Source organism: Methylobacterium aquaticum, from assembly GCF_016804325.1.
GTDB classification, from domain to species: Bacteria; Pseudomonadota; Alphaproteobacteria; order Rhizobiales; family Beijerinckiaceae; genus Methylobacterium; species Methylobacterium aquaticum_C.
The window spans coordinates 5435637-5460762 of sequence record NZ_CP043627.1 but is presented as its reverse complement, the minus strand read 5'-3'; the positions used below and the strand labels follow the sequence as shown (position 1 = coordinate 5460762).

The following is a 25126-nucleotide window of genomic DNA, read 5'->3' as shown; positions in this document are numbered from 1 at the left end:
CCGCTCCGTCCCCCGGACGCGGTCCTGCGCCAGATGTCCGGCTACGCCCGCCTGACGCCCGACGAGGAGGCGCTGCTGCGCCAGGTCACCGCCCGTCCGGTGGCGGTGCCGGCCCGCGCCGAGCTGGTGCGCGACGGCGAGGCCGCGCCGCGGCCGCAGGTGCTGGTGGAGGGCTGGGCCTGCCGCCAGCGGCTCCTCGCCGACGGGCGGCGCCAGATCGTCGTCGTCCTCCTGCCCGGCGACCCGATCGGCTTCGACCTGCGCCGTCGCTCCCTGTCCTTCGGCTCCGTCACCACCCTGACCCCGGCCCTCGTCTGCGAGGCGGGCGCCCTGCGCGAGCGCGCCGCCTCGCGCGGCACCCCGCCGGACCGCGAGACCGGGCTCGCGGCGGCCCTGCGGCAGGCGCGGGAGATGGAGGAGATCTGGCTCGTCAACCAGGTGGTGCGCCTCGGGCGCCAGACCGCCTACGAGCGCGTCGCCCATTTCCTCCTGGAGCTGCGCGAGCGGCTGGCGGCGGTGGACCGGGTGCAGGAGAACCGCTTCTCGTTCCCGATCACCCAGGAAGTCCTGGCCGACGCGCTGGGCTTGAGCGTGGTGCACATGAACCGCACGATGCAGCAGCTGCGCCGGGACGGGCTGGTCGAGCAGCGTGCCACCGCCATCACGCTGCGCGACGTGCCGGCCCTCGCCTCGATCGCGGATTATGCCGGCGCCCACGGCCCCTGACGGATGAGCGGCCCTGCACAGGCCCACCGAATCTTCACATAGGTGATGGAACGGCCCGACAAAGACCAGCAACATCGCGAGTGTTGCGGCAACTCTTGCCGGACCGTCCCTGCTGGCCCGGTCTCGACCGGGTGGACGACCATCGGGGATGTTGCTGAGGCCCCCAAGTCGACTTCACCGCCCTGCTCGCTCCCGCCGGCAGGGCTTCTTTTTGGGCCGTCCTCTACGCCTTTTGCAGGCGGGCGACGATGCCGCGTTGCCACCGCCGGCGAACCTTCCCATCCTGTCGAGGCCGGCACCGAGCACGGCGTCTCCCTCGGACGGATGAGCGAGGGGGGCGGATGAGCGAGGGGGAACACGCGTGGAGGATTACCGGGCCGAATTGCAGCGCCAGGTCCGCCTCGGCGACATCGCCACCGGCGAGGCGGCGGGCGCCTGCCTGCCGGGCCTGCTGCGGCGCCTCACCCACCACGAGGCCCGGTCCGGCACCGCCCCCTACCCTTTGCGCCTGTACCATCTCTGGCGCCGCAACAGCCTGCGCCGGCAGGTGGCCGATGCCCGCTGGCACGTCGAGCAGGGCCGCGCCGCCCGGATGGGCGAGCTGGCCCCGCGGCGCTGAGCCGTCGTCGAAGCCTGTTCAATCCGGTCGGCTCACTCGGACACGCTCTCAGGCGCAGCTCTCGGCAATCAGCCGACGCACGAACCCCGCGCATTCGGCGAGCTCCGCCGTCTCGACGTATTCGTCGGCCTTGTGGGCGCGGGCGATGTCGCCGGGGCCGATCACCACCGAGGGGATGTCGCCGAGGCTCTGGAACAGGCCGGCCTCGGTGCCGTACGACACCTTGGCGTGGGCGTTGCGGCCGGCGAGGCGCTTGGCCAGGGTGACGAGGGGGGCATCGGGGGCGATGTCGAGGCCCGGATAATCGATCACCGGCTCGACCGTGAGGCCGGATGCCGGATCGCGCGCCTGCATCTCCGGCACCAGCACGTCGCGGGCGTAGGCCAGCACCGTCTCGGCCAGGCTACGCGGATCGTCGGCGGCGATGGCCCGGAACTCGAACCCGACGGTGCAGCGGTCCGGCACGATGTTCGACGCCGTGCCGCCCTGGACGAGGGCGGTGAGGCCGGTCGTGTGGGGCACGTCGTAGAGGTCGTCGCGGGCACCGTCCCGGGCCAGGCCCTCGGCGGTGAGCCGCACCTTGTCGATGAAGCGCGCGGCGTATTCGATGGCGTTGACCCCCGTCGGCGCCAGGGCCGAGTGGCAGGCCCGGCCGCGGAAGGTCACCTTCGCGCCGTACTTGCCCTTGTGGCCGGTCACCACCGCCATGCCGGTCGGCTCGCCGACGAAGCAGCCCAGCGGCGCGATCCCGCGCGCACGGATATGGGCGATGAGCGGCCGTACGCCGAGGCAGCCGATCTCCTCGTCGTAGGAGATCGCGAGGTGCAGCGGCCGGGTGAGCGGGGCCGCCGCCATCTCGGGCAGGAGCGCCAGGCAGACGGCGAGGAAGCCCTTCATGTCCGAGGTGCCGCGGCCGTAGAGCCGGCCGTCGATCTCGGTCAGCCGGAACGGATCGGAGGTCCAGTCCTGGCCCTCCACCGGCACCACGTCGCTGTGGCCCGACAGCACGTAGCCCGGCCGGTCCGCCGGTCCGACCGTGACCCACAGAGCCGCCTTCCGGCCGGTCTCGTCCGTCACCCGCTCGACCGCGGCGCCGTGGCGGCGGCAATAATCCTCGACGTGATCGACGAGAGGGAGGTTCGTCGCCGAGCTGACCGTCTCGAACGCCACCAGGGTGGCGAGGAGGTCCGTGATGGCGGAAACGGTGGTGTCGGAGACCTTGAAGTCGGAGGTCGTCATGGGGAGCGTGCGGGCCTGACGGGGTGACGGACGAATGCGACCCCGCTTGCAGGGCCGATGCCACCGCGTGGCGGGCAGCGCCCCCTTATGCCGCGTTCCGCGGCGTGCGGACAGCGGGCCGCCCGACCCTACTCGGCAAGCTCCAGGAAATGCCGCCCCTCCCGGTCGTCGATCTCGACGATCCAGAGGTCGGAATCGAACCGGATTTCCCGTGCGAGCCGCGCCTCGACGTCGGGCGGCAGGGCCTCGTGCATCAGGGTCTCGAAGCGGCGGCCGGCGGTCTCGTCGCCCTCGAACAGGGCCTGGGGCGCCGGGCCGTAGAGGTCGGCGCGGCCGTCGAGGCGGTCGACCTTGACGAAGATCGCGCCGGCCTCCGGCGCGCCGCGGCGCCGCTGCACCGCGCTCACCCCCTCGACCGCGCAGCGGCGCAGATGGGCGGCGACCCAGAAATCGGAGCGCAGGCGGGCCATCGGGCGGGCATCCTCGGAGTCTGGGTGTCGCCGGCCCCTCATAGGACAGCGCCCGATCGCGGGGCAATCGGGCGCTGCATCGAACCGTGGCCGTCGGATGGGTCAGGGCACAGGGATCAGGGGCTCGCGGCGGCGCCGTCGACCTCCGCCACGTCGGCGCGCTCGCGCCAATCCTCGACGCCGTGCTGGCGGGCAAACCGCAGGGCGGCGGCACGGACGGCCCGTTCCGGATCGCGCGCGCGGGTGATCTCCACGGTCCCGACGGTGAACGGGACCCCGAGGATCTGCTTGGCGAACAGTACGCGGTACGGCGACATCATCCGTCTCCTCCAGCGATGGGACCGCGTCGATGGCGGATTGGGTTACCGCCCCTGGCTCCCGGGGGGACCGCGCCGCGACCATCGGTCGGGATCCGGGACGAAGCGCGGCTGCGCCTCGTCCGGGTGTCGCGTCTCGCCCGTCGGGGAACCGATCGACCACGATCGGGAAAAAGTATCGGCGCATTCGGCGCCAGAGCAAGGCGGTCTTTCGGGCCCGCTCGATCCATCATGTGGCGACGATCTCCGCTAACGGAAGGTGCCTCACGGGCGTGTGATCGACGGTTCGACCGTGTTCGACTGCGCGGACACGCGACATGCCCGCAGGGCGGACCTCCCGTGCGGGCGGGCCCCGTGCCGCACCGCGAAAACCCGCTATGTCGGGCGCATCCCCGACAAGACGTGCTTACGCAGGACGCGACCATGCCGCCCCTCTCCGCCGCGACCCGCCTGAGCCTCAGCCTGATCGCCGGCGGGGCGGTCGCGAACATCTACTACAACCAGCCGCTGCTCGGGCTCCTGGTCCAGGTCTTCGGCCACGATGCCTCGGTGCTGGTGCCGACCGCGACGCTCGCCGGCTACGGCCTCGGCATCCTCGGCCTGGTGCCGCTCGGCGACGCCCTGCCCCGGCGCAGCCTGATCGTCGGCCAGTTGCTGCTGCTCGCCGCCGTGCTGGTCCTGGCCGCCGCCAGCACTTCCTTGAGCCTCCTGGTGCTGGCGAGCTTCCTGATCGGCGTGCTGTCGACGGCCGCCCAGCAGGCGGTGCCCTTCGCGGCGGAACTCGCACCGGACGCGACGCGGGGCCGGATGGTCGGCCAGGTGATGACCGGCCTGCTGCTCGGTATCCTGCTCGCCCGGACGCTCAGCGGCTTCGTCGGGGCTTGGGCGGGCTGGCGGGCGGTGTTCGTCGGGGCGGCCGGGCTCGCGGTGGCCTTCGCCGGCCTCGCCTGGTTCGGCCTGCCGAGGACGCCGCCCGCCGCGCGGATCGGCTACGGCGCCCTGATGGGCTCGATCCTCGATTTGGTGCGCGAGCAGCCGGTGCTCCGCCGGGCGGCCCTGGCCCAGGCGCTGCTGTTTGCCGCCTTCAACGCGTTCTGGACCACGCTGGCGCTCCTCGTCGAGGCGCCGCCCTTCGGGCTCGACCCGGCCGGGGCCGGCCTGTTCGGGCTGATCGGCGCCGCGGGCGCGCTCTGCGCTCCGGTCGCCGGGCGCTTCGCCGATACGCGCAGCCCCCGGCCGGTGCTGGTCGGCGGCGCCGTGCTGACGCTCGCCGCCTTCGTGGTGTTCGGCCTCTTCGGCGGCCACTCGCTGGTGGCGCTCGCGGTCGGGGTCCTGCTCGTCGATATCGGCATCAACACCGCGCTGATCGCCAACCAGACCCGGGTCTACGCGCTCGCCCCCGGGGCGCGGGGGCGGATCAACACGGTGTTCTTCACCGCGATCTTCGCCGGCGGGGCGCTCGGCGCCTCGGCCGGCACCCGGGCCTTCGCGGCCGGCGGCTGGCCGGCGCTCTGCGCCGTCGGCGGCGCCTTCGCGGCGGCCTCCCTGCTGGTGCCCCTGCTGGAGCCGCGCGACCGCCCTAGATCGTAGGGCTCGTATCCTCGGCCCGAGCCCGCTCCCCTGTCCCGCCTGCTGACCATCGACACGATCTACCACGAGCCCACGGTCGGCACCTTCGCCCGCGGCCGGGAGATCCTGGACCGTTTCCCCGAGGCACGGCGGATCGAAGTGCCGTCGCACTGGAACATCCCGGAGTTGCACGGCAATGCCGGCTCGGTCGAGGATTGGGTGCGGATCAAGCGCTCGACTCTGGTCCTCGGGGTCAAGAAGGGCCTGACCTCGCGGCCGAACGGGCGCAGCGCGCATTTCATCGCGCCGTCGAGCTCCAACGGCTGCGCCATGGCCTGTGCCTATTGCTACGTGCCGCGCCGCAAGGGCTACGCCAACCCGATCACGCTGTTCGTCAACACGGAGGCCGTCGGCCGGGCGATCCAGCGCCACGCCGCCGCGCAAGGTCCCCTCCCCGCCCCCGACCAGATCGACGATCGCGTCTGGGTCTACGACATCGGCGAGAACGGCGATCTGTCGGTCGATGCGCTGGCCTGCGACAGCGTGCGCGACCTCGTCGGGCTGTTCCGGGCGATCCCGAACGCCAAGGCCTCGTTCGCCACCAAGTTCGTCAACCGCGACCTGCTGGCCTACGCCCCGGAGGGCAAGACCCGGATCCGCTTCTCGCTGATGCCAGAGCGCATCGCCCGGGTGGTGGACGTCCGCACCTCACCCATGCCGGAACGGATCGCCGCGATCGACGCGTTCGTGGCCGCCGGCTACGAGGTCCACGTCAATTTCTCGCCGGTGATCCTGTACGAGGGCTGGGAGGAGGATTGGCGGGCCCTGTTCCGGGCGCTCGATGCCGGGATCGGCCCGGCTGCCAGGGCGCAGCTCAAGGCCGAGATCATCTTCCTCACCCACAACGCCGCCCTGCACGCGGTGAACCTGCGCTGGCATCCGAAGGCCGAGGCGCTGCTCTGGCGCCCCGACATCCAGGAAACCAAGCGCTCCGAGGGCGGGATGGAGAACCTGCGCTACCGCACCGGCTGGAAGGGCCGGTGGCTCACCCGCTTCAAGGCGCTCCTCGCCGAGGAGCTGCCTGACTGCACCGTGCGCTACGCGTTCTGAGACGCCGCCCGGTCAGTGGGTCCAGGGCGCGGTACGGTTGTACTTGAAGTTGTCGGAATAGGAGAGGCCGCGGCGCAGGGCCTCCTGCGGCTCCTCAACCCGGTAGGCGATGCCCTCGCGGGTGGCGTAGGCGATCGCCTCGTCCTTGGTGTCGAATTCGAGCCGCACCTGCTGCAGCATGTCCGACGACGAAGTCCAGCCCATCAGCGGCTCGGTCTCCCGCGGGCTCGTCTGCTCGAACTCCAGCGTCCACAGCTTGGTCCGGGCGAGGCCGGACTGGGTCGGGTCCTTGGCAGGGCGGAAGATGCGGGCGGTCGACATCGCGGGCTCTGAATCCCTGGGGTGAATGGTCGGGGCGGCCGGATTCGAACCAGCGACCCTCTGGTCCCAAACCAGATGCGCTACCAGACTGCGCTACGCCCCGATGCCCCGTTTCCTAGTGAAATTCCCTCTGGGGTGCAAGCTGCGTGGTGGGTTGGACGGGGCGCGGAAAGACCGCTTCGGCGGGCAGAGTCCCGAAGCAGTCCCGACCATCGTCCCCTGCTTGTTCTGAGCGAAATCAGGAAGATTTCCCCCGCCATGGCTGCGGCCAGGCAATCGCGACGCTGCGCCCGCGGAAACCGAGGCGCTGTGCGCGCAGGCGCCCGCCCGACGGATGCGAGGCACGACGGCCCTGCGGACGGTGTGGCCGATCATCGCGACGGGGCAGGCGCCGTCCCTCGATCGTCTCCAGCCCGCAGCCTTCCCTCCACCCACCGGTCCAGCAGCCAATGCGGCACGGTCAGCGCGGCGAGGCCCTGAAGCGTCAGGGCGAGCAGGCGCTCGACGCCGTTCGCCTGCGGGTAGGTCGGCCACAGGAGCAGGCCGATCAGCAGCGTCAGCCCGAAGATCGGAAGCGCGAGCACGACCGCCCGTCCCATGCCGTCGACCGCCGGCGCCCGGGCCGGGTCGTCGGCGAGCGACCGCATGTGCCGCGGCGCATGCAGGCAGACGAAGTAGAGCCCGAAGGCGCTGAGCGGCGGCAGGACCAGGAAGGCCAGGCTCAAGCCCGCGAGTTCGGCGAGGGTTTCGAACGGGGGACGGCGCAGGCAGAGCCAGGCCGAGGCGAGGACGAGCCAGGCCCAGGCCGGCAGGGTCCACCAGTCCGGCAGGACCGGCATCGCGGTATGCGTCACCACCGCGAAGATCCGCGCGGTCTCGTCCGGTCGCACCAGGGCCGGCAGGGCGATCGGAAGGCCGCCGCGCACCAGGGCCTCGGCCGGCCGGCCGGGCCCGGCATCCTCGCTGCCGAAATGCAGCACCGAGAGGGCGAGGAAGCCCGCCAGGGTGAGGTCCGGCGCCCACCGCCAGGCCATCAGGACCGCCGCCGTCAGCGCGAGATAGGGAGCGGCGAAGACCGGAAACCAGGCCCGGCCGAAGCGCGGCGCCAGGAAAGGCTTCGCCACCTCGCCGTCGAGGGCGCCATGCGGCACCCCGAGGCCGATCACCAGGGCGAGAACCGCCGCCCATCCGGCCTCCCGCGGCAGCAGGGCCGTCGCGGCGACGAGAAGGGCGGCGGCGGGAATCAGGCAGGAGCCAAGGTGCCGGCCCAGGCCCGGCAGCACGGCCTCCGGACCGGGCGGCAGCGGCGCGCCAGCCGGCGCCGCGATCGGGGCGGGCCGGCGCGCCACGGCGCCTACTCCGCCGCCGCGAGGTGGGGGCGCACCGCCACCTTGCCCTCGGCGAGGTCGCGGTCGACGCGCCTGGCGGTCTGCACCGTCGCCATCAGGCCGTAGGCGACCTTCGCGGTGAGATCGAGCACCGCGATGATGCCGAGGCCGAGCGCCGGCCCGAGCAGGCCGAGGCCGTCGTCTCCGAGGAGGAGCACGACCGGGTAGGCGAGCCAGACCACCGACAGGAACAGGGCGTTGCGCAGGAAGGTGGCGCGGACGTCATCGCGCTCGCGGGCGTTCTCCTCGCGCAGCTGCACGAAGATCCCGTAATAGACCGCCAGGAAGGCGCCGCAGGAGATCGCGAACCAGGTCCATTTCAGCCATGCCACCTGGGTCAGGCCGAACACGAAGGCGGTGACGATCATGATCAGGTCGGAGCCGATCATGCCCCAGACGATCGCGGGGCGGCGCATGCCGCTATGCATCGCGGTGTTCGCGAGCCCGAGCAGCAGCAGCGGGGTGGTGAACGACCAGTCGATGTAGCGGGCGAAGTAGAAGGCCCGGGTCGCCGTTCCGGCATCCGGCCCGGCCGGCAGCATCACGCTGCCCTGGCCCGAGGCCATCGCCAGGTACGAGCAGGCGGCGATGATCGGCACGAGGCCGTGGATGATGGTGTCGGCCTCCTCGGCATGGGTGCGGCGCTTGCCGATGAACAGGATGAGGGCGGCGCCCACGCTCATGCCGGCAAAGCCGAGCCAGAGCCAGAACTGAGGGGTCATCGGAGGATCCGTTGTCGCAGCGGGATTATCGCGACGGCCCGAACGTGCAGCCGCGAGGCGCCGGACAACCGGATACTCGGCGGGAGGTTCCGCAGGGGTAGTCGCCTTGCTGCCGCTCGCCTTCCGGTGCACCGCCGATGGACGGCGCGCCCTGCGTGAACCGGGAGCCGTCGAAGGCCGGGTTTCACGGTTCGCGGCCGGGGCGGAGGTCCGTGCCGCCCGGAGAGCGCCCGGGTCGACCCGATGACCGGGGACGGCATCCCGGCGCGGACCGCGTCCGCCCTCGAGCCGGCCTCGACCGTCCCGTTGCCGCAGGCACCGGGCTCGGGCCTCTCGGCTCAGATGCCGACCTCGTTGAGCCGCATCTCCACCCTCGCCCGCCCCCGCGCCCGGCTACCGAACCTCGCGCTCACCCCGCCGCAACCGCCCCGACCACCGCAAAATACCTGCATTGACCGGCCTCTCCGGGAGAGCGCACAAGGCCGGACACGCATCCGATCCCCGGGGCGTCGGGCGAGGCTGAGGACCGCGGAGATTCATGATCAGGGACGCCGAGAGAACGCGCATCGCCGGTGCGGCGCTGCCGGCGATGGCGGACATGGTCGGCACCTGGTCGTGGGACATCGCCGCCGACCGGATGCATGCCGACGACGTCGCCGGCAGCCTGTTCGGGGCCGATCTCGACCGGCTGGCGAAGGGCGCGCCGTTGCGGGTCTTCGCCGCCTGCATCCACCCCGACGACCGCGACGCGGTCATCGCCCGGATGCAGCAGGGCGCGGCGCAGGGCGGCTCCTTCGTGGCCGAGTTCCGGGTGCGGGACGCCGACGGCCGGACGCTGTGGGTGCTCTCCCGCGCCCGCTACGAGCGCGACCGCCACGGCCGCCCGGCGCGGGCGCACGGCATCCTGGTCGACATGACCGGCAGCGCGCTCAGCGACACCGCCTACGGCCACTGCGTCGACGCGCAGCCGGATTGCCCGCTGGAACAGGCGGCCGAGGCCTGCATCGCCGCCCGCGAGGCCCTGGCGGCGGCCGACCGGCCGTTCCTGCTGCGGATCGTCGACATGCTGCTCCTCGAGCTCGGCCGCGAGATCGGCAAGGGCCTGCGCCGGGCCTATTTGCGCCGCCTGAGCTGAACCGACACGGTCCGGGGGCGCCGGCGGGGCGACGCGCCGCATCGATGCGCCTTGTGGGCGGGGCCTGCGCTGGATAAGGCCGGGACCCGGGCGCTTCTCGCCCGCCAGAGATCCGGCAGGCGATGATCGGCAAGCTGAAGGGCGTGGTGGATTCCTACGGCGAGGATTTCGTGATTCTCGACGTCCACGGCGTCGGCTACGTGGTGCATTGCTCGGCCCGCACGCTCCAGCGCCTGCCCTCCACCGGCGAGGCGGCGGAGCTGGCGATCGAGACCCATGTGCGCGAGGATATGATCCGCCTCTACGGCTTCCGGGCCGATGCGGAGCGCGAGTGGTTCCGCCTGCTCCAGACCGTGCAGGGCGTCGGCACCCGGGTGGCGCTCGGCGTGCTCTCGGTGATGGAGCCGGGCGACCTCGCCACCGCGATCGCCACCGGCGACAAGGGCGCTGTCGCCCGCGCCCCCGGCGTCGGTCCGCGGCTCGCCGCCCGTCTCGTGGCCGAGCTGAAGGATAAGGCGCCCGCCTTCTCGCCCGTCGATCCGGCCCTGATCCAGCTCAGCGGGGCGGTGGAGGACAACACCGCGCCCCAGCCGGTCGCCGACGCGATCTCGGCCCTGGTCAATCTCGGCTACGCGCAGGTCCAGGCCTCGGCGGCGGTGGCCGCGGCGCTCAAGGGCGCCGGCGAGGGCGCGGCGGCGATGGAGGCCAAGACCCTGATCCGCCTAGGCTTGCGCGAACTGGCGCGGTGACGCGCCGTCGCCCGGGCCGGCGCAGCCTTGCGCGGCTCGGGCGCCAACGGCCTTCCGGGTTCTACGCGGCCTGCGCCGCGTTCTGGCGCGGCACCGTGCCGACGGCCCGCGGCAGTTCGAGGCGCACGCACAGGCCGCGCGGCTCGCGGTTCGTCAGGGTGAACGTCCCGCCATGCGACTGGGCGATGGCGGTCGCGATCGACAGGCCGAGGCCGAAGCCGCCGGCCTCGTTGAGGGTGCGGGCGCGGTCGCCGCGCACGAAGGGCTGGAGCATCAGGGCGCGCTCCTCCTCCGGGATGCCCGGCCCCTCGTCCAGGATCTCGACCGCGACGCGGCCTGGCTCGGCCTCGACGAGGCGAACGGTGGCGCCGCCGGCATATTTCACCGCGTTGTCGATCAGGTTGGTCAGCGCCCGCTGCAACTCGCCGGACGAGCCGCGCACCAGGGCCGGCCGACGGTCCTGATCCCGCACTTCCTCCTCCCGCACCGCCTCGCCGATATCGGCGAATCCGTCGCAGACCGTCTGCACCACCGAGGCGAGATCGACGAGATTCTGGCCCGCGCGCGACTGGCCGTCGCGGACGAAGGACAGGGCCGCCTCCACCAGCGCGTTCATCTGGTCGAGGTCGCGCAGGAACTGCCGGCGCAGGGTCTCGTCCTCCAGGAACTCCGCCCGGAGGCGCAGGCGGGTGATCGGGGTGCGCAGGTCGTGGCTGATCGCCGCCAGCATGTGGGTGCGGTCGTCGATCAGGCGCAGGACCCGGTCGCGCATCCGGCCGAGCGCGCGAGACACCGCCAGCACCTCCTCGGGGCCGCGCTCCGGCAGCGGCCGCGCCTCGGTGGCGGTGCCGAAGGCCTCCGCGGCTTCCGCGAGCCGCGCCAGCGGCGCGGTGAGCGCCCGCGTCGCCCAGATCGACAGCAGGGTGAGCGAGAGCGCGAGGAAGACCAGGGTGATCAGCACCGCGCTGGTCAGCGGCGGGTGCGGCAGCGGCAGGGGCGGCAGGTCGGCGGTGAGCTGGAGCCCGCCCGGCCCGGCGATGCGCAGGTGCAGGGCGCCCGCCGGCAGATGATCCGCCGCAAGGCCGTAGCCGGGTCCGAGGGCCGCCCGCAGGCCGGTGATCTCCGGCACGTCGGCGCCCGACGGGGGCGGGGCATTCGGCGCGTTGGCGGGCAGCAGGGTCAGGTGCAGCGCCGACGCGCTGTGGCGGGCCGCCGCCACCACGTCGGCCCGGTCCTCGGGCGGGGCCGCCGCCACCATGTGGACGACGGTGACGAGGCGGTTGGCCAGCGCGCTCGGCCGTTCCTCGGAACGGCGCAGCTCCGGGCGCAGGAGCAGGAAGGCCACCGTCACGACCACGTGGGTGACGACGATCGCGGCGACCACCAGCAGGGCGAGCTGCCCGGCGATGCGGCCGGTGAGCGGCCCCCGCCCGGTCATGTCGAGACCACCTCCGGCGTGAACAGGTAGCCGCCGGAGCGGATGGTCTTGATCATCTCCGGGTTGCGCGGATCGCGCTCGATCTTCTGGCGGATGCGGCTCACCAGCACGTCGATGCTGCGCTCGAACGGCCCCGGCGCGCGGCCCTGCGTCAGGTCGAGGAGCTGGTCGCGGGAGAGCACCCGGCCCGGCCGCAGGCACATCGCGTGCAGGAGGTCGAACTCGGCGCCCGTCAGCGCCACCTGGGCGCCCTCCGGGTTGAGGAGCTGGCGCAGGCCGGCATCGAGCACGAAGCCCGCGAAGGCGTGGCGGCGCACGCCCTCGTCGTCGCGCCCCTGCGCGGCGGAGCCGCGGCGCAGGATCGCCCGGATGCGGGCGAGCAGTTCGCGCGGGTTGAAGGGCTTGGCGAGGTAGTCGTCGGCCCCGATCTCGAGCCCGACGATGCGGTCGATCTCCTCGCTCTTGGCCGTCAGCATCAGGATCGGGATGCCGGAGCCGGCGCGCAGGCGCCGGCAGATCGACAGCCCGTCCTCGCCCGGCAGCATCAGGTCGAGGACGACCAGGTCGACGCGGGAATCGGCCATCAGCCGGTCCATCTCGCGGCCGTCGCCGGCGATCGAGACCCGGCAATCGTTGCCACGGAGATAGCGGGCGACCAGCGTGCTGATCTCGCGATCGTCCTCGACGATCAGGATATGCGGTGTCGTGCTCACGGGTTCGCCTTATGCCCGAGATGGGGTTTTGCTTGAAGCCGTCTTTGTGCATCCGTCTGTTGCTGGACACCGCCCGCGACACCGTCGCGCAACCGATGCCGCCCCGGGCGGACATTCGTGATCGTGCCGCATTGTCGCGCCAGGGGGAGCCCGGACCGGGGCCCATTCCCCCTGGAAATGCAGTAGGGCTGTGCGTCACGGACCAGCCCCGGAGGATTCTTCCATGCAGCAGAACCGCCTGTTCGACGATTTCGCCCGCCTGATGACCGATGCCGCCGGCGCGGCCCAAGGGGTGCGCCGCGAGGCCGAGACGATGGTCAAGGCGCAGGCCGAGCGCCTGCTGCGCGACATGGACGTCGCCACCCGCGAGGAGGTGGAGGTGCTGCGCGACCTCGTCGCGTCCCTGCGCGCCCAGAACGACGCCCTGACCGCCCGCGTCGCCGCGCTCGAGGCCAAGGGTACGGTCCCGGGTGCCGCGTCCGGCACGGCGACGGCCTGACGCCGCCTCCCGGCGCACGCCCCTTGTGCACAGGAAGCTTCGGTGGATAGCCGGCGGTGCGCCGCCGCCGCCGCGGCTTTCCGCTTTGAGTCCCTCGACTCGCCCGGGCTATAGTGGGTCACGCACTGATTCGCAGCCGCTCAGGGGGACAAGTCGGAACTTAAGCTTTTCGCCTGCACGGCCTGACCGTGCCCGGGTCGCGATCTGCCTTGAAGACGACACTCGCCGCGTTCGCTGACGCAGCTGTTTCCCGCTCGGACGAGCCAAACTTGGATCGCCATGACCCAGCTCAACATCGACGACCTGAACCGCGCCGAGCACCCGCTCGATGTCGTCGAACGCCTCGCCTCCCTCCGGGACTGGATCTTCGATCGTGCCGAGACCGACGAGATGTCGGTGGCGGTGGCCGGCCGCTGGGCCGAGTACCACGTCGCCTTCACGTGGATCGAGGACGTGGAGGCCCTGCACGTCGCCTCCGCCTTCGACCTGAAGGTGCCGGACCGGCGCCGCAACGAGGTGCTGCGGCTCGTCTCCCTCGTCAACGAGCAGCTCTGGGTCGGCCATTTCGACCTCTGGAACAGCGAGCACGTGGTGATGTTCCGCCACGCGCTGCTGCTCACCGGCGGCGCCGAGCCGACGCACGGCCAGTGCGAGACCATGCTGAAGACCGCGGTCGAGGCCTGCGAGCGCTACTTCCAGGCGTTCCAGTTCGTGATCTGGGCCGGCAAGACCGCCCGCGAGGCCCTGGACGCGGTCCTGTTCGAGACCGAGGGCGAGGCGTGAGCGGGGAGAGGCACGAAGCCCCGGCGCACCTGCCGGCCTCGCTGATCCTCGTCGGCGCCGGCAAGATGGGCGGGGCGATGCTCGAAGGCTGGCTCGCCGACGGGCTGCCGGGTGCCTCCGTCACCGTCATCGATCCCCAGCCAGCCCCCGCCATGGCCGCGCTGTGCGCGACCCACGGCATCGCCCTCAACCCGGCGGATCCGGGCGAGCCCGAGGCCCTGGTCCTGGCGATCAAGCCGCAGGGCCTGGAGGCGGCGGGTCCCGCCCTGGCGTCGCTCGCCGGGCCCGGCACCCTCGTGGTCTCGGTTCTGGCCGGCAAGACCATCGCCAACCTGAAGGACCGCCTGCCCCGCGCCCGCGCGGTGGTGCGGGCGATGCCGAACCTCCCCGCGAGCATCCGCCGGGGCGCCACGGGAGCCGCGGCCTCACCCGAGACCGGGGAGGACCAGCGCCGCACGGCGCACGCACTCCTCGCCGGCATCGGCCTCGTCGAGTGGCTGGACAGCGAGGAGCTGATCGACGCCGTGACGGCCGTGTCGGGCTCCGGCCCGGCCTACGTCTTCCTGATGGCCGAGGCGCTCGCCGCGGCCGGTGTCTCCGCCGGGCTGCCGCCGGATGTGGCGGCGCGCCTCGCCCGCCAGACCGTGGCCGGGGCGGGCGAGCTTCTGGGCCAGAGTCCCGAGGAACCGGCAACCTTGCGCCGGAACGTGACGTCCCCCGGCGGCACCACCGCGGCGGCACTCGAGGTGCTGATGGCCGAGGAGGGCTTGAACCCCCTGATGCGCGAGGCGGTGGCGGCGGCCAGGCGCCGGGCCGGCGAGCTCGCGGGCTGAACCTCCGGCTCGCCGCATCACCCGCTCTTCAGGCGGGCGCGACGCCGCGGCCCCTGCCCGGCGGGCGGAACGATCCCTAGATAGGCGTTTCGGGGAGTGGGCCCGAGCCCCTCCCCTTTCGCTTTCAACGGTATCGGAGCGTCCATCCATGGCCCGCACTCCCAAGGCGTCCGACGTCACGACGTCCGGCGAGCAGCCGGAGCCCGCCCGCCTGCCGCCGCGGGAGGCGATCGTCGAGGCGCTGATGCGGCTGGCCGCCGAGCAGCCCTGGAACGACATCGAGATCGCCGACATCGCCCGCGAGGCCGGGGTGACCCTGGCCGAGTTCCGGGACGCCTACCCCTCGAAGGGGGCGGTGCTCGGGGGCTTCGCCCGCATGATCGACAAGCAGGTGCTGGACGGTGCCAGCGACGACCTCGACGACGAGCCGACCCGCGAGCGGCTGTTCGACGTGCTGATGCGCCGCCTCGACGCGATGGATCCCTACAAGCCGGCCCTGCGCCGCATCGCCTTCGCCCTGCGCGGCGATCTGCTGTCGCTGGCCGCCCTCAACCAGGTGGCGCTCAACTCGCAGCGCTTCATGCTGGCCTCCGCCGGCATCAGCACCGAGGGGCCGCTCGGCCGGGTCAAGCTCCAGGGTGTGGCGATCGCCTTCGCCCGCGTGATGGAGGTCTGGCTCGAGGACGACGACCCGGCGCTGGCCCGCACCATGGCGGCCCTCGACCGCGAGATCCGCAACGGCGAGCGCTTCATGGAGCGCGCCGAGGACGTGCGCCGCCTGACCGCGCCGTTCCGGGCGCTCGCCCAGTCCCTGGCCGAGGGCGGACGCCGCCGGCGCCGGCGCGATCGGGACGACCGCAACGAGGACGAGGGCAATCCGCTCGGGGGCGATCCGGCGGCGGCGATCTGACGCCGCGGCGATTCCCGACAATTCGAGCGATTCCAGGGTGACCGTGCGTCGCGCATTGTCTAGCCTGACGGGGTGATGGCCGCCGAAGAGGGCGGTCGCCCTCGTGAGGACCCTCCCGGATGCTCGACCTGTCCACCCGCGCGCCGGTGACGATCGCCCGCGTCGAGCAGCCGCGCTACACGGCCACGGCGCAGGCCCTGCACTGGCTCACCGCCGCCCTGGTGCTGGCGGTGCTGCCGCTGGCCTGGATCGCCACCAGCCTGCCGGCGAGCCCGGCCAAGGGCGTCTACTTCCAGCTCCACAAGTCGGTCGGCATCACGATCTTCGCCATCGTGGCGATCCGCATCCTGTGGCGGGTCTGGCACCCGGCCCCGCCGGAGGTCTACGTGCCCCGCGGCCTCGCGATCCTCGGCCGGGTCAACCACTGGCTGCTCTATCTCGTCTTCCTGCTGATGCCGGCGAGCGGCTTCGTGATGTCGGCCGCCGCCGGCAACACCACGCAGTACTTCTTCCTGTTCCCGATCCCGCCCTTCATGGCGAAGAACGAGGCCGTGTCGAAGCTCGCCGATCAGATCCATCTCGCGGGACAATACGCGGTCTATGCCCTGGTGACCCTCCACGTGCTCGCCACCGCCTGGCACCTGATCGCCCGCCGCGACGGCCTGCTCGACCGGATGCTGCCGCGCCAGGACGTGTGAGAGACTGTTCGACGGTACCGGCAATCTCGACCCCCTCCGCGTCATGTGTGGACGGCCCCCGTTTCGCACGGGTTTATGAGCATCGGCTTGAGCCAGTCGGTTCAGGAGCAGTCATGTCTCCGGCCTCTGATGCCATCGTGTCGCCTCCGTGAAGGGACGAGGACGATGGCGGGCCACCAAGGGGTGCGCACACGCGTTCCTTGCGAGGATCCGGCTCCCAACATTCCGACACGCTGCTGCACGCAACGACGTGGCGGAGTGTCCCGGTCCCGGGGGTCCCTCATCCTGCCCTGGCCTCGGCCGTACTTTGCAGCTCCTTGCTCGCAAAAAGGCTTCGTCCCGCCGCTCCTCAAGCGGCGGGACGCAGCCGACCGGCCTGACCGCGCTGGCGCGTCGCGTCGGACGCCTCGCCGGTGGTCAGGATCGCCCAGACGGTGCGCGCCAGCTTGGCCGCCAGCGCCACCGCCGCCCCAGCACGTAGAGCCGGCGCAGCCGCTGGTCGCCCGCCTTGCTGATCCGCCTCGTGCGTCGCGTCTGCCCGCTGGCGGAGGTGCGTCGCGTCAGTCCCAGCCACGCCGCATAGTCGCGCGCGCTGCCGAACTGCTGGCCCTCGCCGATCGCCGCCACGGTCGCGTGCGCGATCATCGGCCCGACGAACGGGATCGTCATCAGCCGTTGCGCCACCGCGTCCGCCCTGGCCTCGGCCTTGATCCGCGCTTCGGTGTCAGACGACCTCACCCTGGCACTGATGATGCCGTCGGGGGCGTCCACCCCAACGTTCCGGGGCCGCGACAGCGGAGCCCGGACTGACCCGGAGGGTTCTGCTTCCGCTTGCCAGAGCCATTCGTCGGCAGGGGCCAGGCTCCACAACTGAAAAAGGGACCACCGCGCTCGTCGCGCGGCAGCCCCTTCATCTCTCGAACCGATCGGTCGGATCAGGCCGACCCCTCGTCGAGGTCGTCCGCCGTCGGGGTGGCGTTCTCCAGGATCTTGTCGGCGACCAGCCCCGAATTCTGCCGGATCGACGCCTCGATCTTGTTGGCGATGTCGGGGTTGTCGCGCAGGAAGCCCTTCGAGTTCTCGCGGCCCTGGCCGAGGCGCTGGCTGTCGTAGGAGAACCAGGCGCCCGACTTCTCGACGATGCCGGCCTTGACGCCGAGGTCGATCAGCTCGCCGACCTTCGACACGCCCTCGCCGAACATGATGTCGAACTCGACCTGCTTGAACGGCGGCGCCACCTTGTTCTTGACCACCTTGACCCGGACGCTGTTGCCGATCGGCTGGTCGCGGTCCTTGAGGGTCGAGATGCGGCGGATGTCGAGGCGGACCGAGGCGTAGAACTTCAGCGCGTTGCCGCCCGTCGTGGTCTCGGGGCTGCCGTACATCACGCCGATCTTCATCCGGATCTGGTTGATGAAGATGACCATGCAGTTCGAGCGCGAGATCGAGCCGGTGAGCTTGCGCAGGGCCTGGCTCATCAGGCGGGCCTGGAGGCCCGGCTGCTGGTCGCCCATCTCGCCCTCGATCTCGGCCCGCGGGGTCAGCGCGGCCACCGAATCGACCACCAGCACGTCGATGGCGCCAGAGCGCACCAGGGTGTCGGTGATCTCGAGCGCCTGCTCGCCGGTATCGGGCTGCGAGATCAGCAGGTCGTCGAGGTTGACGCCGAGCTTGCGGGCATAGACCGGATCGAGGGCGTGCTCGGCATCCACGAAGGCGCAGACGCCGCCCTTCTTCTGGGCCTCGGCGATGGTGTGGAGCGCGAGCGTGGTCTTGCCGGAAGATTCAGGCCCGTAGATCTCGATCACCCGGCCGCGCGGCAGGCCGCCGACGCCGAGCGCGATGTCGAGGCCGAGCGACCCGGTCGAGACGACCTCGACCTCCTGCACCTTGTCGCCCTTGCCGAGCCGCATGATCGAGCCCTTGCCGAAGGCGCGCTCGATCTGGGCGAGGGCGGCATCGATCGCCTTCGACTTGTCTTTGTCCATGGTCGGGTTTTCCACCAGTCGCATCTGGGGCTGAGCCATCTCGGCGGGTCCTTATGACAGGAGGGGCGCTAAGTCTCAATCGCGCGGCTGGGCTCTACGTACTTGTTTTGTTCTCATTCGGCAAGGGCGGGAGGGCCATTCGCCGAGGGATTTTCGGGGAGATCAGGGGCCGTCGAGGGCCCGGAGCAGATTGGCGTTCGACCAGGACGGCCAGCCGGTCCCGGCAAAGTCGCGGTCGTGGCTCCAGATGTCGGCATCCAGCAGCCAGGCGCAGGCGAGGACGTGCGCGTCGCTCGTCGAGCCGTTGCGGGAGGCGACGGCGTCGGAGAGGACGCAGGCAGCACTCTCGAGGCGGTCGGAATAATACGAAGCGTCGATGATATCGATGCCGGCCAGGATCACCTCGGCGCGCACAGGTGCTCCCGGCGGGAGATCAGGAACGCTGACCAGGACCCGCCGGACCTCCTCCGCAACGCGGGCGGATGTCGCCACGAGCCGTCGATCGGCAAGCGCATCGAAGATCGATATGGAACGACGCCCCAAGGCAGCGCTCAGGACGATGTTGGTATCGACGACCAACATGCTGGAAGGCCGTCGCCGAGGATTGCTCGCGGCGGCCAGAGTCTCCGTCACTCGGCGCCGCGCTCGGCGAGCAGCCGATCGATGGCGGCGTTCTCTTCCGGCGTATACTTTTCCGCATCCGCCCGGATATCGGCTATCACCTTGCGCATATACTCCGGTGACGCTTGGTGGATCGGCAGCAGAATGCCGACGGTCGCCGTGCCGTTCTTGATCGGCATTGCGTGCGGCAGCGCCTGAATCGCGCCGGCCGACATCTTCTGGAGTTCGCGCATGCTGATCGCGCTCTTCATGGCCGCCTCCTGGTTACATACATGGATGTAAGTCCGGCGGGCGGCGGCCACAAGCACGACGATCCGCGCGCCCTCACCCCGCCATCGTGGTCTTCACCGTCTCGACGAGCTGCTTCAGGCTGAAGGGCTTGGGCAGGAAGTTGAATTCCTCGCCGTCGGGCAGGTTCTTGCGGAACGCGTCCTCGGCATAGCCGGAGACGAAGATCACCTTGAGGCCCGGATGGGCCTTGCGGAGTTCGCGCAAGAGGGTCGGGCCGTCCATCTCGGGCATCACCACGTCGGAGACGACGAGATCGACCGGCACCTCGCGCTCCTGCATGATCTGCAGGGCTTCCAGGCCCGAGGCGGCCTCGAGCACGGTGTAGCCGCGGGCGGTGAGCGCCCGGCCGTTGACGGCCCGGACCGGGTCCTCGTCCTCGACCAGCAGGATCGTGCCCCGCCCGGTGAGATCGCGGGCCGGGGGCTTGGGCGGCTCCGCCGCAGCCGCGGCGGGTGCGGGAAGGGCCGGGGCCCCGCCCGACGCCGGCGGGGCGATCTCGGGCACGGCCTCCGGGGTTTCGGCCTCCGGCACCGGCACGTGGCGCGGCAGGTAGATGGCGAAGACCGTGCCCTGGCCGACGGTCGAGCGCACGTCGATGTAGCCGCCGGACTGCTTGACGATGCCGAACACCGTCGAGAGGCCGAGGCCCGTGCCCTTGTTGACCTCCTTGGTGGTGAAGAACGGCTCGAAGATCTTCTCCATCACCTCCGGCGTCATGCCGGTGCCGGTGTCGCTGACCTCGATCAGGACATGGTCGGCGCCGGGCAGGCCGTTGAGGCGGAGCGCGCCCACGGCCTCCGCATTCATGTTGGCGGTGCGGATCAGGAGGCGCCCGCCCTCCGGCATCGCGTCGCGGGCATTGACCGCGAGGTTCACGATCACCTGCTCGAACTGGTTGACGTCGGCCTTGACCGGCCAGAGGTCGCGGCCGTGCTTGAGGTCGAGCTCGACCCGCTCGCCGAGCAGGCGCTTCAGGAGCAGGGTGAGGTCGGACAAAGCCTCGCCGAGATGGATCACCTCCGGCCGCAGGGTCTGGCGGCGCGAGAAGGCCAGCAGTTGCCGCACCAGGCTCGCGGCCCGGTTGGCGTTCTGCTTGATCTGCATGATGTCCTGGAAGGCCGGGTCGGTCGGCCGGTGGCTCGCGAGCAGGAGGTCCGAGTAGCCGATGATCGCCTGGAGCACGTTGTTGAAGTCGTGCGCGATGCCGCCGGCGAGCTGGCCGACCATCTCCATCTTCTGGGCCTGGTTGACCTGCTGCTGGAGCTGGTGCTGGGCCGTGGTGTCGAGCGCGTAGAGGATCACCGCGCCCTCCGCGCCGCCGGCGGTGCCGGCGGGGCTGAGCCAGATCCGGGCCGAGCGGTTGACCGGCGCCGAGACCCCGATCTCGACCGGCGGCACGTCGCCCCGGCCCTCCGCGGCGGCGCGCGCCGCCGCCTCGATCACGTGGCGGTCGCGCTCGACCACGAAGTCGCGCACCGGCGGTCCTACCTCGCTGCCGTCGCCGGTGCGCGGCAGGGTGCCGAACAGCCGCGCGAAGGAGGCGTTGGCACGAACGAGCCGTCCGTCGGCGGCGAGCGTCGCCACCGCGACCGGGCTGGTGTTGAAGAAGCGGTCGAAGCGGAGCTCCGCCGCCTGCTGCGGATCGTCGGTCTCGCCGCCGGCGGAGCGGTTGAGCACGAGGGTGCGCGAATCGCCCGGCCTTCCGTCCTGGCCGTAGGCGACCCGGTGGTAGAGCCGGGCCGAGAGCGGGTGGCCGTTGCGCCGGCGGAGATCCAGGTCGAACCGGTCGGTGCGGACCTCGCCGGGCTCGCCCTTGCCGCCGACGAGCACCGGCCCGAGATCGTCGGGCAGGATCTCGGAGAGGCGCAAGCCGCCCGAGCCGACTTGCGCCAGGTCGTGGCCGAGCCAGGCCGCGAGCGTGGCGTTCATGTAGACGACCGAGCCCTTGGGATCGACCGCCATGAAGCCCGCCGGGGCGTGGTCGAGGTAGTCGATCGCGTGCTGGAGCTCCTGGAAGACGTTCTCCTGGCGCTCGCGCTCGTGGGTGATGTCGGCGACGCTCCACAGGGAGACCGGCCGGCGCGGCAGCGGCAGCGGCCGCACGCCGATGCGGAACCAGGCGAAGTCGCGCTCCGCGGTGCCGCCGGGCGGCGGCGCCATGCGGATCTCCTCCGACAGGGAGCGGCCCTCGCGCGCGGCCTGGGCGAGGCGGTAGACCGCCTCCGACACCTCCGGCGAGCCGACGAAGACCCGCTCCACGGGCCGCAGGTTGGTGAAGGTGTCGCTGCCGGCGAGCTTCAGGTAGGCGGCGTTGGCGTAGATCGGCCGGCCGCCCTCCTCCATGGCGATCATGCCGTCGGGCGCGGCATCGACCACCGCCTTGGTGACGTCGTTGCGGGTGCCCTGGCCGGTGAGCTGGATCGCCCCGATGGCGAAGGCGAACAGGCAGAACACCCCCGCCATGGCGAGCAGCGCCAGGAGGCCGAGGATGATCGGCTGCGCCTGCTCGTTGGCGACGAAGCTCAGGCCCACCGCCGCCCCGACGAGGAGGCCGGCCAGCAGCAGGAGCAGGCTGACCCGGCCGGGCCGCTCGGAGCGGTCGAGAGCGGCCTCCGCCGCGGATGAACTCAACTCCGGCATGTCGCCTCGACACTCCCCAGGGACCGGCCGGTCCCGACCATGCGGCCCGTGAAAGGCCCGTCTCGTCCGTTCCCTAGCAGGCGCGGCGTTTCCGTGGAATGAATTCCCGGTTCGTTCCCGACACCGTCTAGTGCCGCCGCCGCAGGCGCATCACGTAGCCGATCACCTCGGCCACGGCGCGGTAATGCTCGGGCGGCACCGCCTCGTCGATGTCGACGGTGGCGTGGAGGGCGCGCGCCAGCGGCGGGTTCTCGACCACCGGCACGCCGGCCTCGCGCGCCACCTCGCGGATGCGGAAGGCGAGCGCGTCGACGCCCTTGGCGACGCAGACGGGCGCCGCCATCCCGGCCTCGTAGCGGAGCGCCACCGCGTAGTGGGTCGGGTTGGTGACGATCACGCTGGCCCCCGGCACCGCCGCCATCATGCGCTTCTTCACCCGCTGCATGCGGATCTGGCGCAGGCGCCCCTTCACCTCCGGGTTGCCGTCCTGCTCCTTCATCTCCTCCTTCATCTCCTGCTTCGACATGCGAAGCTTGGCCCGCCAGCGGAAGCGCTGGTAGAGGGCGTCGCCCAGGGTGACGACGACATACGATGCCAGCACCGCGCCCATCAGCCGCAGGCAGAGCGCGAGGGTGCCCTGGAGCACGCCCTGCGGCTCCATCCGGGCGAAGGCCTCGAGCCGGTCGCGGTCGCCCCACAGGACCATGCCGGCGGCGATGCCGACGAGCAGGATCTTGACCACGCCCTTGCCGAACTGGAACCACGCCTCCGGGCCGAGCAGCCGCTTGAGGCCGGCCATCGGCGAGATGCGCGAGAATTTCGGCGCGAGCGTCTCGGCGGTCCAGACCAGGGGATGCTGGAACAGGCCGCCGACGAGGCCCGCCGCCGCCACCGCCCCCATCGGCACCGCCAGCGCGAGGAGCCCGGCGAGGATCGCCCTCCGGCCGAAGGCGAGGTAGCCGGCGGGGTCCGAGGGCACCTCGTGCAGGTGGGCCAAGAGGCCGCGCAGGTCGGCGAGCAGGCCGCGGGCCAGGGGGGCGGCGGCGATCATCAGCACCAGGGTGAAGGCGCCGAGCATCAGGAAGGTGTTGACCTCCTGGCTCGTCGCGACGTCGCCCCGCTTGATCGCGTCGTCGAGGCGTCGCTGGGTCGGGTCTTCGGTGCGGTCTTCCTGGTCGGCCTGCTCCGACATCCGCTCACGCCCTCCCGAGATCGGCCAGGAAACGGCCGAGATCGTCGACGAACACCCCCATGATCACCCCGATCGTCGCCAGGAAGACCAGCATGCCGATCAGGATCGCCGCCGGGGTGGCGACGAAGAACACCTGCATCTGCGGCATCAGGCGCGAGAGCACGCCGAGGCCGAGGTTGAACAGGATGCCGAAGGCGATGAACGGCGCCGAGATCTGCACCGCCAGGGTGAAGCCGCGGGTCACCGCCTGCACCGCGAAGGCGGCGGCGTCGCCGGTGGCCGGCATGCCGACCGGCGGCATCAGGACGTAGGAATCGCGGATGCCGGCGAGCGCCAGGTGGTGCAGGTCGGAGGTGAGCACCAGGGTGAGGCCGAGGAGGCTCAGGAAGCTGCCGAGCGTCGCCTGCTGGTTGCCGAGGGACGGGTCGACCGTCATCGCGAAGGAGAGGCCGAGCTGCTGGGCGATGATCGTCCCGGCGCTCTGGAGCGCGGCGATGACCGCCCGCACGCTCAGGCCCAGAACCAGGCCGACCGCGATCTCGCCGAACAGCACGCCGACGAGCGCCGTCGCCGCGCCGCCGGGCTCCGGCCCCGTGCCCCCGGGGAGCAGCGGGCGGGCGACCGGAAACAGCACGAGGGAGAGCAGCAGCGCGAAGGCGAGGCGCAGGCGCGGGCTGACCATCGCCTCGCCGACGCCCGGCATCAGCATCACCAGCGTGCCGACCCGCGCGAAGGTCAGGAGGAAGGCCGAGGCGAGGCCGGGCAGGAGGAGGTTCACGTCCGGGGAAATCCGCGGCGTTGGAGATTCGAGGCTTATCCGATTTGCTCGACGGAATAGCCAGCCGCTGCGTCATTCCGGGGCCGCGACAGCGGAGCCCGGAATCCAGACGCTCAGGTGGTTCCGGAACAGGCCGGCAGCGTCCCGCCTCATCCTGAACGAACCGCGGTTCTGGATTCCGGGCTCCGCTACGCGGCCCCGGAATGACGCGGTGGAGGTCCCTCCCGTCGAGGCGAAGGCCAAACGCCCGTCGTCACCCGCCGAACCGCCCCGCATGTCATCCCCCCGCGGCGATCCGGGCGGCGATGCGGGTCATGTAGCCGGCGAGCGCATCGCCCATGAAGGGCAGCATCAGCAGCATCGCGGCGAAGACCGCGACGATCTTGGGCACGTAGATCAGGGTCTGTTCCTGGATCTGGGTGAGCGCCTGGAACAGCGACACGACGAGGCCCACGACGAGGGCGACGACCATCAGGGGGCCAGCGACCTTGAGGAAGGTGAGGATGCCGTCGCGGGCGACGTCGAGGATGGCGAGACCGGTCATCGGGCGCCGACGCTTCCCTAGATCTGCATCCGCATGATGTCCTCGTAGGCCGAGATCACCCGGTCGCGCACCGCCACCAGGGTCTGGAGCGCGGTCTCGCTCTCGGCCACCGCGGTCACCACGTCGACGACGTTGGCCTTGCCGGCGGCGACCGCCATGGCCTGGCCGTCGGCGCGCTTGCCGGCTTCCGACACCCCGTCGAGGGCCGACGACAGGAGCTGGGTGAAGCCGCCCTCCCCCGCGCCGGCCCCGGTGAGGCCGGAGGTGGGCGCGCGGCCCATGTTCTGGATGGCGGCGTAGGCGCCGGCCGCGAAAGCGTTGGTGGTCATGGTCAGGCCTTGAGGATGTCGATGGTGCGGGACACCATGCGGTTGGTGAGCGTGACCATGTTGAGGTTCGCTTCGTAGGAGCGCTGGGCCTCGCGCATGTCGACGGTCTCGACGAGGACGTTGACGTTGGGCATCCGCACCGTGCCGTTGGCGTCGGCGGCGGGGTTGCCGGGATCCTGCTTGGAGCGGAACGGGCTCTGGTCCTTGCGCACGCGGCCCAGATCCACCACCGACGCGTCGAGCTCGCGGTCGATGTGATTGGTGAAGGTCGGGATCTTGCGCCGGTAGGGCTCGGCGGCGGCGCTGGTCGGCGCCGAATCCGCGTTGGCGATGTTCTCCGAGATCACCCGCATCCGGCCCGACTGGACCTTGAGCCCGGAGGCCGCGATGCCGATCGCCTTGTTGAAATCCATGGAACCCACCTCGGGACGGTGTGACGAAGAATCAGGGGGACGACCGTCGCGGAGATACGCAGGCGCGGCGGGGCGGGTTCAGGGGGAACGA

29 protein-coding genes and 1 tRNA gene are annotated in these 25126 nt (G+C 71.5%); 11 read left to right on the top strand and 19 right to left on the bottom strand.

The genetic code is table 11. The annotated features are described in order from the left end of the window. Nucleotides 1–33 precede the first annotated feature (33 nt). Complete coding sequence (locus F1D61_RS24935; RefSeq protein WP_203154781.1) at nt 34–726, top strand: Crp/Fnr family transcriptional regulator; 693 nt, start codon at nt 34–36, stop codon at nt 724–726. Between the two features lie 361 nt (nt 727–1087). Next, entirely contained in the window at nt 1088–1345 is a 258-nt protein-coding gene (locus F1D61_RS24930) for a hypothetical protein (RefSeq protein WP_203154779.1), read from the top strand. Nucleotides 1346–1393: 48 nt separating this feature from the next. Here F1D61_RS24930 and argE read toward each other — a convergent pair whose 3' ends face one another. From argE to F1D61_RS24915, 3 genes are all read right to left on the bottom strand, one after another. After that, nucleotides 1394–2584: an acetylornithine deacetylase gene (argE, locus tag F1D61_RS24925; RefSeq protein WP_203154777.1), complete on the bottom strand. Its 1191-nt coding sequence runs from the start codon at nt 2582–2584 to the stop codon at nt 1394–1396. 128 nt (nt 2585–2712) lie between these two features. Continuing rightward, nucleotides 2713–3054, bottom strand: coding sequence for a DUF1491 family protein (locus tag F1D61_RS24920; protein WP_203154775.1), 342 nt, complete (start codon nt 3052–3054; stop codon nt 2713–2715). Between the two features lie 116 nt (nt 3055–3170). Further along, the gene (locus F1D61_RS24915; RefSeq protein ID WP_203154774.1) at nt 3171–3371 is read right to left on the bottom strand and encodes a hypothetical protein; all 201 of its coding nucleotides are present in this window, start codon (nt 3369–3371) and stop codon (nt 3171–3173) included. A gap of 423 nt (nt 3372–3794) precedes the next feature. Between F1D61_RS24915 and F1D61_RS24910 the strand changes: the two genes are divergently transcribed. Together F1D61_RS24910 and F1D61_RS24905 are read left to right on the top strand one after the other, a co-directional pair. Then, nucleotides 3795–4961, top strand: a complete 1167-nt coding sequence (locus F1D61_RS24910; protein ID WP_203154772.1) for an MFS transporter — start codon at nt 3795–3797, stop codon at nt 4959–4961. Nucleotides 4962–4991: 30 nt separating this feature from the next. Beyond that, nucleotides 4992–6050: a spore photoproduct lyase family protein gene (locus F1D61_RS24905; protein ID WP_203159265.1), complete on the top strand. Its 1059-nt coding sequence runs from the start codon at nt 4992–4994 to the stop codon at nt 6048–6050. A gap of 12 nt (nt 6051–6062) precedes the next feature. Here F1D61_RS24905 and F1D61_RS24900 read toward each other — a convergent pair whose 3' ends face one another. The 4 genes from F1D61_RS24900 to F1D61_RS24885 all read right to left on the bottom strand — a co-directional run bounded on the left by F1D61_RS24900 (nt 6063) and on the right by F1D61_RS24885 (nt 8481). Further along, nucleotides 6063–6371, bottom strand: a complete 309-nt coding sequence (locus F1D61_RS24900; RefSeq protein ID WP_203154770.1) for an ETC complex I subunit — start codon at nt 6369–6371, stop codon at nt 6063–6065. Between the two features lie 26 nt (nt 6372–6397). After that, nucleotides 6398–6474: transfer RNA gene (locus F1D61_RS24895), tRNA-Pro, on the bottom strand. A 268-nt stretch (nt 6475–6742) separates the two neighbouring features. Then, nucleotides 6743–7720, bottom strand: coding sequence for a Brp/Blh family beta-carotene 15,15'-dioxygenase (locus tag F1D61_RS24890; protein WP_246775517.1), 978 nt, complete (start codon nt 7718–7720; stop codon nt 6743–6745). A gap of 5 nt (nt 7721–7725) precedes the next feature. Continuing rightward, the gene (locus F1D61_RS24885; RefSeq protein ID WP_203154768.1) at nt 7726–8481 is read right to left on the bottom strand and encodes a bacteriorhodopsin; all 756 of its coding nucleotides are present in this window, start codon (nt 8479–8481) and stop codon (nt 7726–7728) included. 538 nt (nt 8482–9019) lie between these two features. On the opposite strand from F1D61_RS24885, the gene F1D61_RS24880 reads away from it, so the two are divergent. Continuing rightward, complete coding sequence (locus tag F1D61_RS24880) at nt 9020–9616, top strand: PAS domain-containing protein (RefSeq protein WP_203154765.1); 597 nt, start codon at nt 9020–9022, stop codon at nt 9614–9616. 122 nt (nt 9617–9738) lie between these two features. Continuing rightward, nucleotides 9739–10365 (top strand): Holliday junction branch migration protein RuvA, encoded by a 627-nt coding sequence (gene ruvA / locus F1D61_RS24875; RefSeq protein ID WP_203154763.1) that lies wholly within the window; start codon nt 9739–9741, stop codon nt 10363–10365. Nucleotides 10366–10426: 61 nt separating this feature from the next. Here the strand turns inward: ruvA and F1D61_RS24870 are convergent, their stop codons facing one another. Together F1D61_RS24870 and F1D61_RS24865 are read right to left on the bottom strand one after the other, a co-directional pair. Next, nucleotides 10427–11803 carry an ATP-binding protein gene (locus F1D61_RS24870; protein ID WP_203154762.1) on the bottom strand — a complete coding sequence of 459 codons (1377 nt, stop codon included), beginning with the start codon at nt 11801–11803 and terminating at the stop codon, nt 10427–10429. Then, nucleotides 11800–12516 (bottom strand): response regulator, encoded by a 717-nt coding sequence (locus tag F1D61_RS24865; protein WP_203154760.1) that lies wholly within the window; start codon nt 12514–12516, stop codon nt 11800–11802. Before F1D61_RS24865 ends, F1D61_RS24870 begins: the two co-directional genes overlap by 4 nt. A 223-nt stretch (nt 12517–12739) precedes the next feature. Here F1D61_RS24865 and F1D61_RS24860 point away from each other — a divergent pair, with 223 nt between their 5' ends. The 5 genes from F1D61_RS24860 (at nt 12740) to F1D61_RS24840 (ending at nt 16239) form a co-directional block, all read left to right on the top strand. After that, nucleotides 12740–13015: an accessory factor UbiK family protein gene (locus tag F1D61_RS24860; protein ID WP_203154758.1), complete on the top strand. Its 276-nt coding sequence runs from the start codon at nt 12740–12742 to the stop codon at nt 13013–13015. 279 nt (nt 13016–13294) lie between these two features. Further along, entirely contained in the window at nt 13295–13798 is a 504-nt protein-coding gene (locus tag F1D61_RS24855) for a YbjN domain-containing protein (RefSeq protein ID WP_203154757.1), read from the top strand. Continuing rightward, on the top strand, nt 13795–14631 hold the full coding sequence (gene proC, locus F1D61_RS24850) for a pyrroline-5-carboxylate reductase (protein WP_281437022.1): 837 nt from the start codon (nt 13795–13797) through the stop codon (nt 14629–14631). The genes F1D61_RS24855 and proC overlap by 4 nt, the downstream gene beginning before the upstream one ends. A gap of 148 nt (nt 14632–14779) precedes the next feature. Continuing rightward, nucleotides 14780–15541 (top strand): TetR/AcrR family transcriptional regulator, encoded by a 762-nt coding sequence (locus tag F1D61_RS24845; protein WP_246775516.1) that lies wholly within the window; start codon nt 14780–14782, stop codon nt 15539–15541. 119 nt (nt 15542–15660) lie between these two features. Further along, the gene (locus F1D61_RS24840; RefSeq protein ID WP_203154755.1) at nt 15661–16239 is read left to right on the top strand and encodes a cytochrome b; all 579 of its coding nucleotides are present in this window, start codon (nt 15661–15663) and stop codon (nt 16237–16239) included. A gap of 417 nt (nt 16240–16656) precedes the next feature. Here F1D61_RS24840 and F1D61_RS24835 read toward each other — a convergent pair whose 3' ends face one another. From F1D61_RS24835 to flgC, 10 genes are all read right to left on the bottom strand, one after another. Then, nucleotides 16657–17010 (bottom strand): transposase, encoded by a 354-nt coding sequence (locus F1D61_RS24835; protein WP_203154753.1) that lies wholly within the window; start codon nt 17008–17010, stop codon nt 16657–16659. A gap of 164 nt (nt 17011–17174) precedes the next feature. Continuing rightward, a complete protein-coding gene (gene recA, locus F1D61_RS24830) occupies nt 17175–18266 on the bottom strand; it encodes a recombinase RecA (RefSeq protein WP_048449888.1) in 1092 nt (363 codons plus the stop codon). Nucleotides 18267–18389: 123 nt separating this feature from the next. Then, nucleotides 18390–18809, bottom strand: coding sequence for a PIN domain-containing protein (locus F1D61_RS24825; protein ID WP_203154752.1), 420 nt, complete (start codon nt 18807–18809; stop codon nt 18390–18392). A 47-nt stretch (nt 18810–18856) separates the two neighbouring features. After that, nucleotides 18857–19099, bottom strand: coding sequence for a hypothetical protein (locus tag F1D61_RS24820; RefSeq protein ID WP_203154750.1), 243 nt, complete (start codon nt 19097–19099; stop codon nt 18857–18859). A gap of 73 nt (nt 19100–19172) precedes the next feature. Then, the gene (cckA, locus tag F1D61_RS24815; protein WP_203154748.1) at nt 19173–21779 is read right to left on the bottom strand and encodes a cell cycle histidine kinase CckA; all 2607 of its coding nucleotides are present in this window, start codon (nt 21777–21779) and stop codon (nt 19173–19175) included. 127 nt (nt 21780–21906) lie between these two features. Then, nucleotides 21907–22971 carry a flagellar biosynthesis protein FlhB gene (flhB, locus tag F1D61_RS24810; protein ID WP_203154746.1) on the bottom strand — a complete coding sequence of 355 codons (1065 nt, stop codon included), beginning with the start codon at nt 22969–22971 and terminating at the stop codon, nt 21907–21909. A gap of 4 nt (nt 22972–22975) precedes the next feature. Further along, on the bottom strand, nt 22976–23749 hold the full coding sequence (fliR, locus tag F1D61_RS24805; protein ID WP_203154744.1) for a flagellar biosynthetic protein FliR: 774 nt from the start codon (nt 23747–23749) through the stop codon (nt 22976–22978). Between the two features lie 277 nt (nt 23750–24026). Beyond that, the gene (gene fliQ / locus F1D61_RS24800) at nt 24027–24293 is read right to left on the bottom strand and encodes a flagellar biosynthesis protein FliQ (protein WP_048465850.1); all 267 of its coding nucleotides are present in this window, start codon (nt 24291–24293) and stop codon (nt 24027–24029) included. 17 nt (nt 24294–24310) lie between these two features. After that, entirely contained in the window at nt 24311–24622 is a 312-nt protein-coding gene (fliE, locus tag F1D61_RS24795; protein WP_203154742.1) for a flagellar hook-basal body complex protein FliE, read from the bottom strand. 2 nt (nt 24623–24624) lie between these two features. Further along, a complete protein-coding gene (flgC, locus tag F1D61_RS24790) occupies nt 24625–25035 on the bottom strand; it encodes a flagellar basal body rod protein FlgC (protein WP_203154740.1) in 411 nt (136 codons plus the stop codon). Nucleotides 25036–25126 lie beyond the last annotated feature (91 nt).

Excerpts from the sequence above, each read along its gene's own strand:
- F1D61_RS24880 (WP_203154765.1), top strand. The coding sequence starts at position 9,020 with ATGATCAGGGACGCCGAGAGAACGCGCATCGCCGGTGCGGCGCTGCCG.
- fliQ (WP_048465850.1), bottom strand. The coding sequence starts at position 24,293 with ATGACCGGTCTCGCCATCCTCGACGTCGCCCGCGACGGCATCCTCACC.
- F1D61_RS24860 (WP_203154758.1), top strand. The coding sequence starts at position 12,740 with ATGCAGCAGAACCGCCTGTTCGACGATTTCGCCCGCCTGATGACCGAT.
- ruvA (WP_203154763.1), top strand. The coding sequence starts at position 9,739 with ATGATCGGCAAGCTGAAGGGCGTGGTGGATTCCTACGGCGAGGATTTC.
- F1D61_RS24855 (WP_203154757.1), top strand. The coding sequence starts at position 13,295 with ATGACCCAGCTCAACATCGACGACCTGAACCGCGCCGAGCACCCGCTC.
- flgC (WP_203154740.1), bottom strand. The coding sequence starts at position 25,035 with ATGGATTTCAACAAGGCGATCGGCATCGCGGCCTCCGGGCTCAAGGTC.
- F1D61_RS24825 (WP_203154752.1), bottom strand. The coding sequence starts at position 18,809 with ATGTTGGTCGTCGATACCAACATCGTCCTGAGCGCTGCCTTGGGGCGT.
- fliE (WP_203154742.1), bottom strand. The coding sequence starts at position 24,622 with ATGACCACCAACGCTTTCGCGGCCGGCGCCTACGCCGCCATCCAGAAC.
- F1D61_RS24845 (WP_246775516.1), top strand. The coding sequence starts at position 14,780 with ATGGCCCGCACTCCCAAGGCGTCCGACGTCACGACGTCCGGCGAGCAG.
- F1D61_RS24885 (WP_203154768.1), bottom strand. The coding sequence starts at position 8,481 with ATGACCCCTCAGTTCTGGCTCTGGCTCGGCTTTGCCGGCATGAGCGTG.
- F1D61_RS24920 (WP_203154775.1), bottom strand. The coding sequence starts at position 3,054 with ATGGCCCGCCTGCGCTCCGATTTCTGGGTCGCCGCCCATCTGCGCCGC.
- F1D61_RS24840 (WP_203154755.1), top strand. The coding sequence starts at position 15,661 with ATGCTCGACCTGTCCACCCGCGCGCCGGTGACGATCGCCCGCGTCGAG.
- F1D61_RS24910 (WP_203154772.1), top strand. The coding sequence starts at position 3,795 with ATGCCGCCCCTCTCCGCCGCGACCCGCCTGAGCCTCAGCCTGATCGCC.
- F1D61_RS24870 (WP_203154762.1), bottom strand. The coding sequence starts at position 11,803 with ATGACCGGGCGGGGGCCGCTCACCGGCCGCATCGCCGGGCAGCTCGCC.
- F1D61_RS24935 (WP_203154781.1), top strand. The coding sequence starts at position 34 with ATGTCCGGCTACGCCCGCCTGACGCCCGACGAGGAGGCGCTGCTGCGC.
- flhB (WP_203154746.1), bottom strand. The coding sequence starts at position 22,971 with ATGTCGGAGCAGGCCGACCAGGAAGACCGCACCGAAGACCCGACCCAG.
- argE (WP_203154777.1), bottom strand. The coding sequence starts at position 2,584 with ATGACGACCTCCGACTTCAAGGTCTCCGACACCACCGTTTCCGCCATC.
- F1D61_RS24915 (WP_203154774.1), bottom strand. The coding sequence starts at position 3,371 with ATGTCGCCGTACCGCGTACTGTTCGCCAAGCAGATCCTCGGGGTCCCG.
- cckA (WP_203154748.1), bottom strand. The coding sequence starts at position 21,779 with ATGCCGGAGTTGAGTTCATCCGCGGCGGAGGCCGCTCTCGACCGCTCC.
- recA (WP_048449888.1), bottom strand. The coding sequence starts at position 18,266 with ATGGCTCAGCCCCAGATGCGACTGGTGGAAAACCCGACCATGGACAAA.
- F1D61_RS24900 (WP_203154770.1), bottom strand. The coding sequence starts at position 6,371 with ATGTCGACCGCCCGCATCTTCCGCCCTGCCAAGGACCCGACCCAGTCC.
- F1D61_RS24820 (WP_203154750.1), bottom strand. The coding sequence starts at position 19,099 with ATGAAGAGCGCGATCAGCATGCGCGAACTCCAGAAGATGTCGGCCGGC.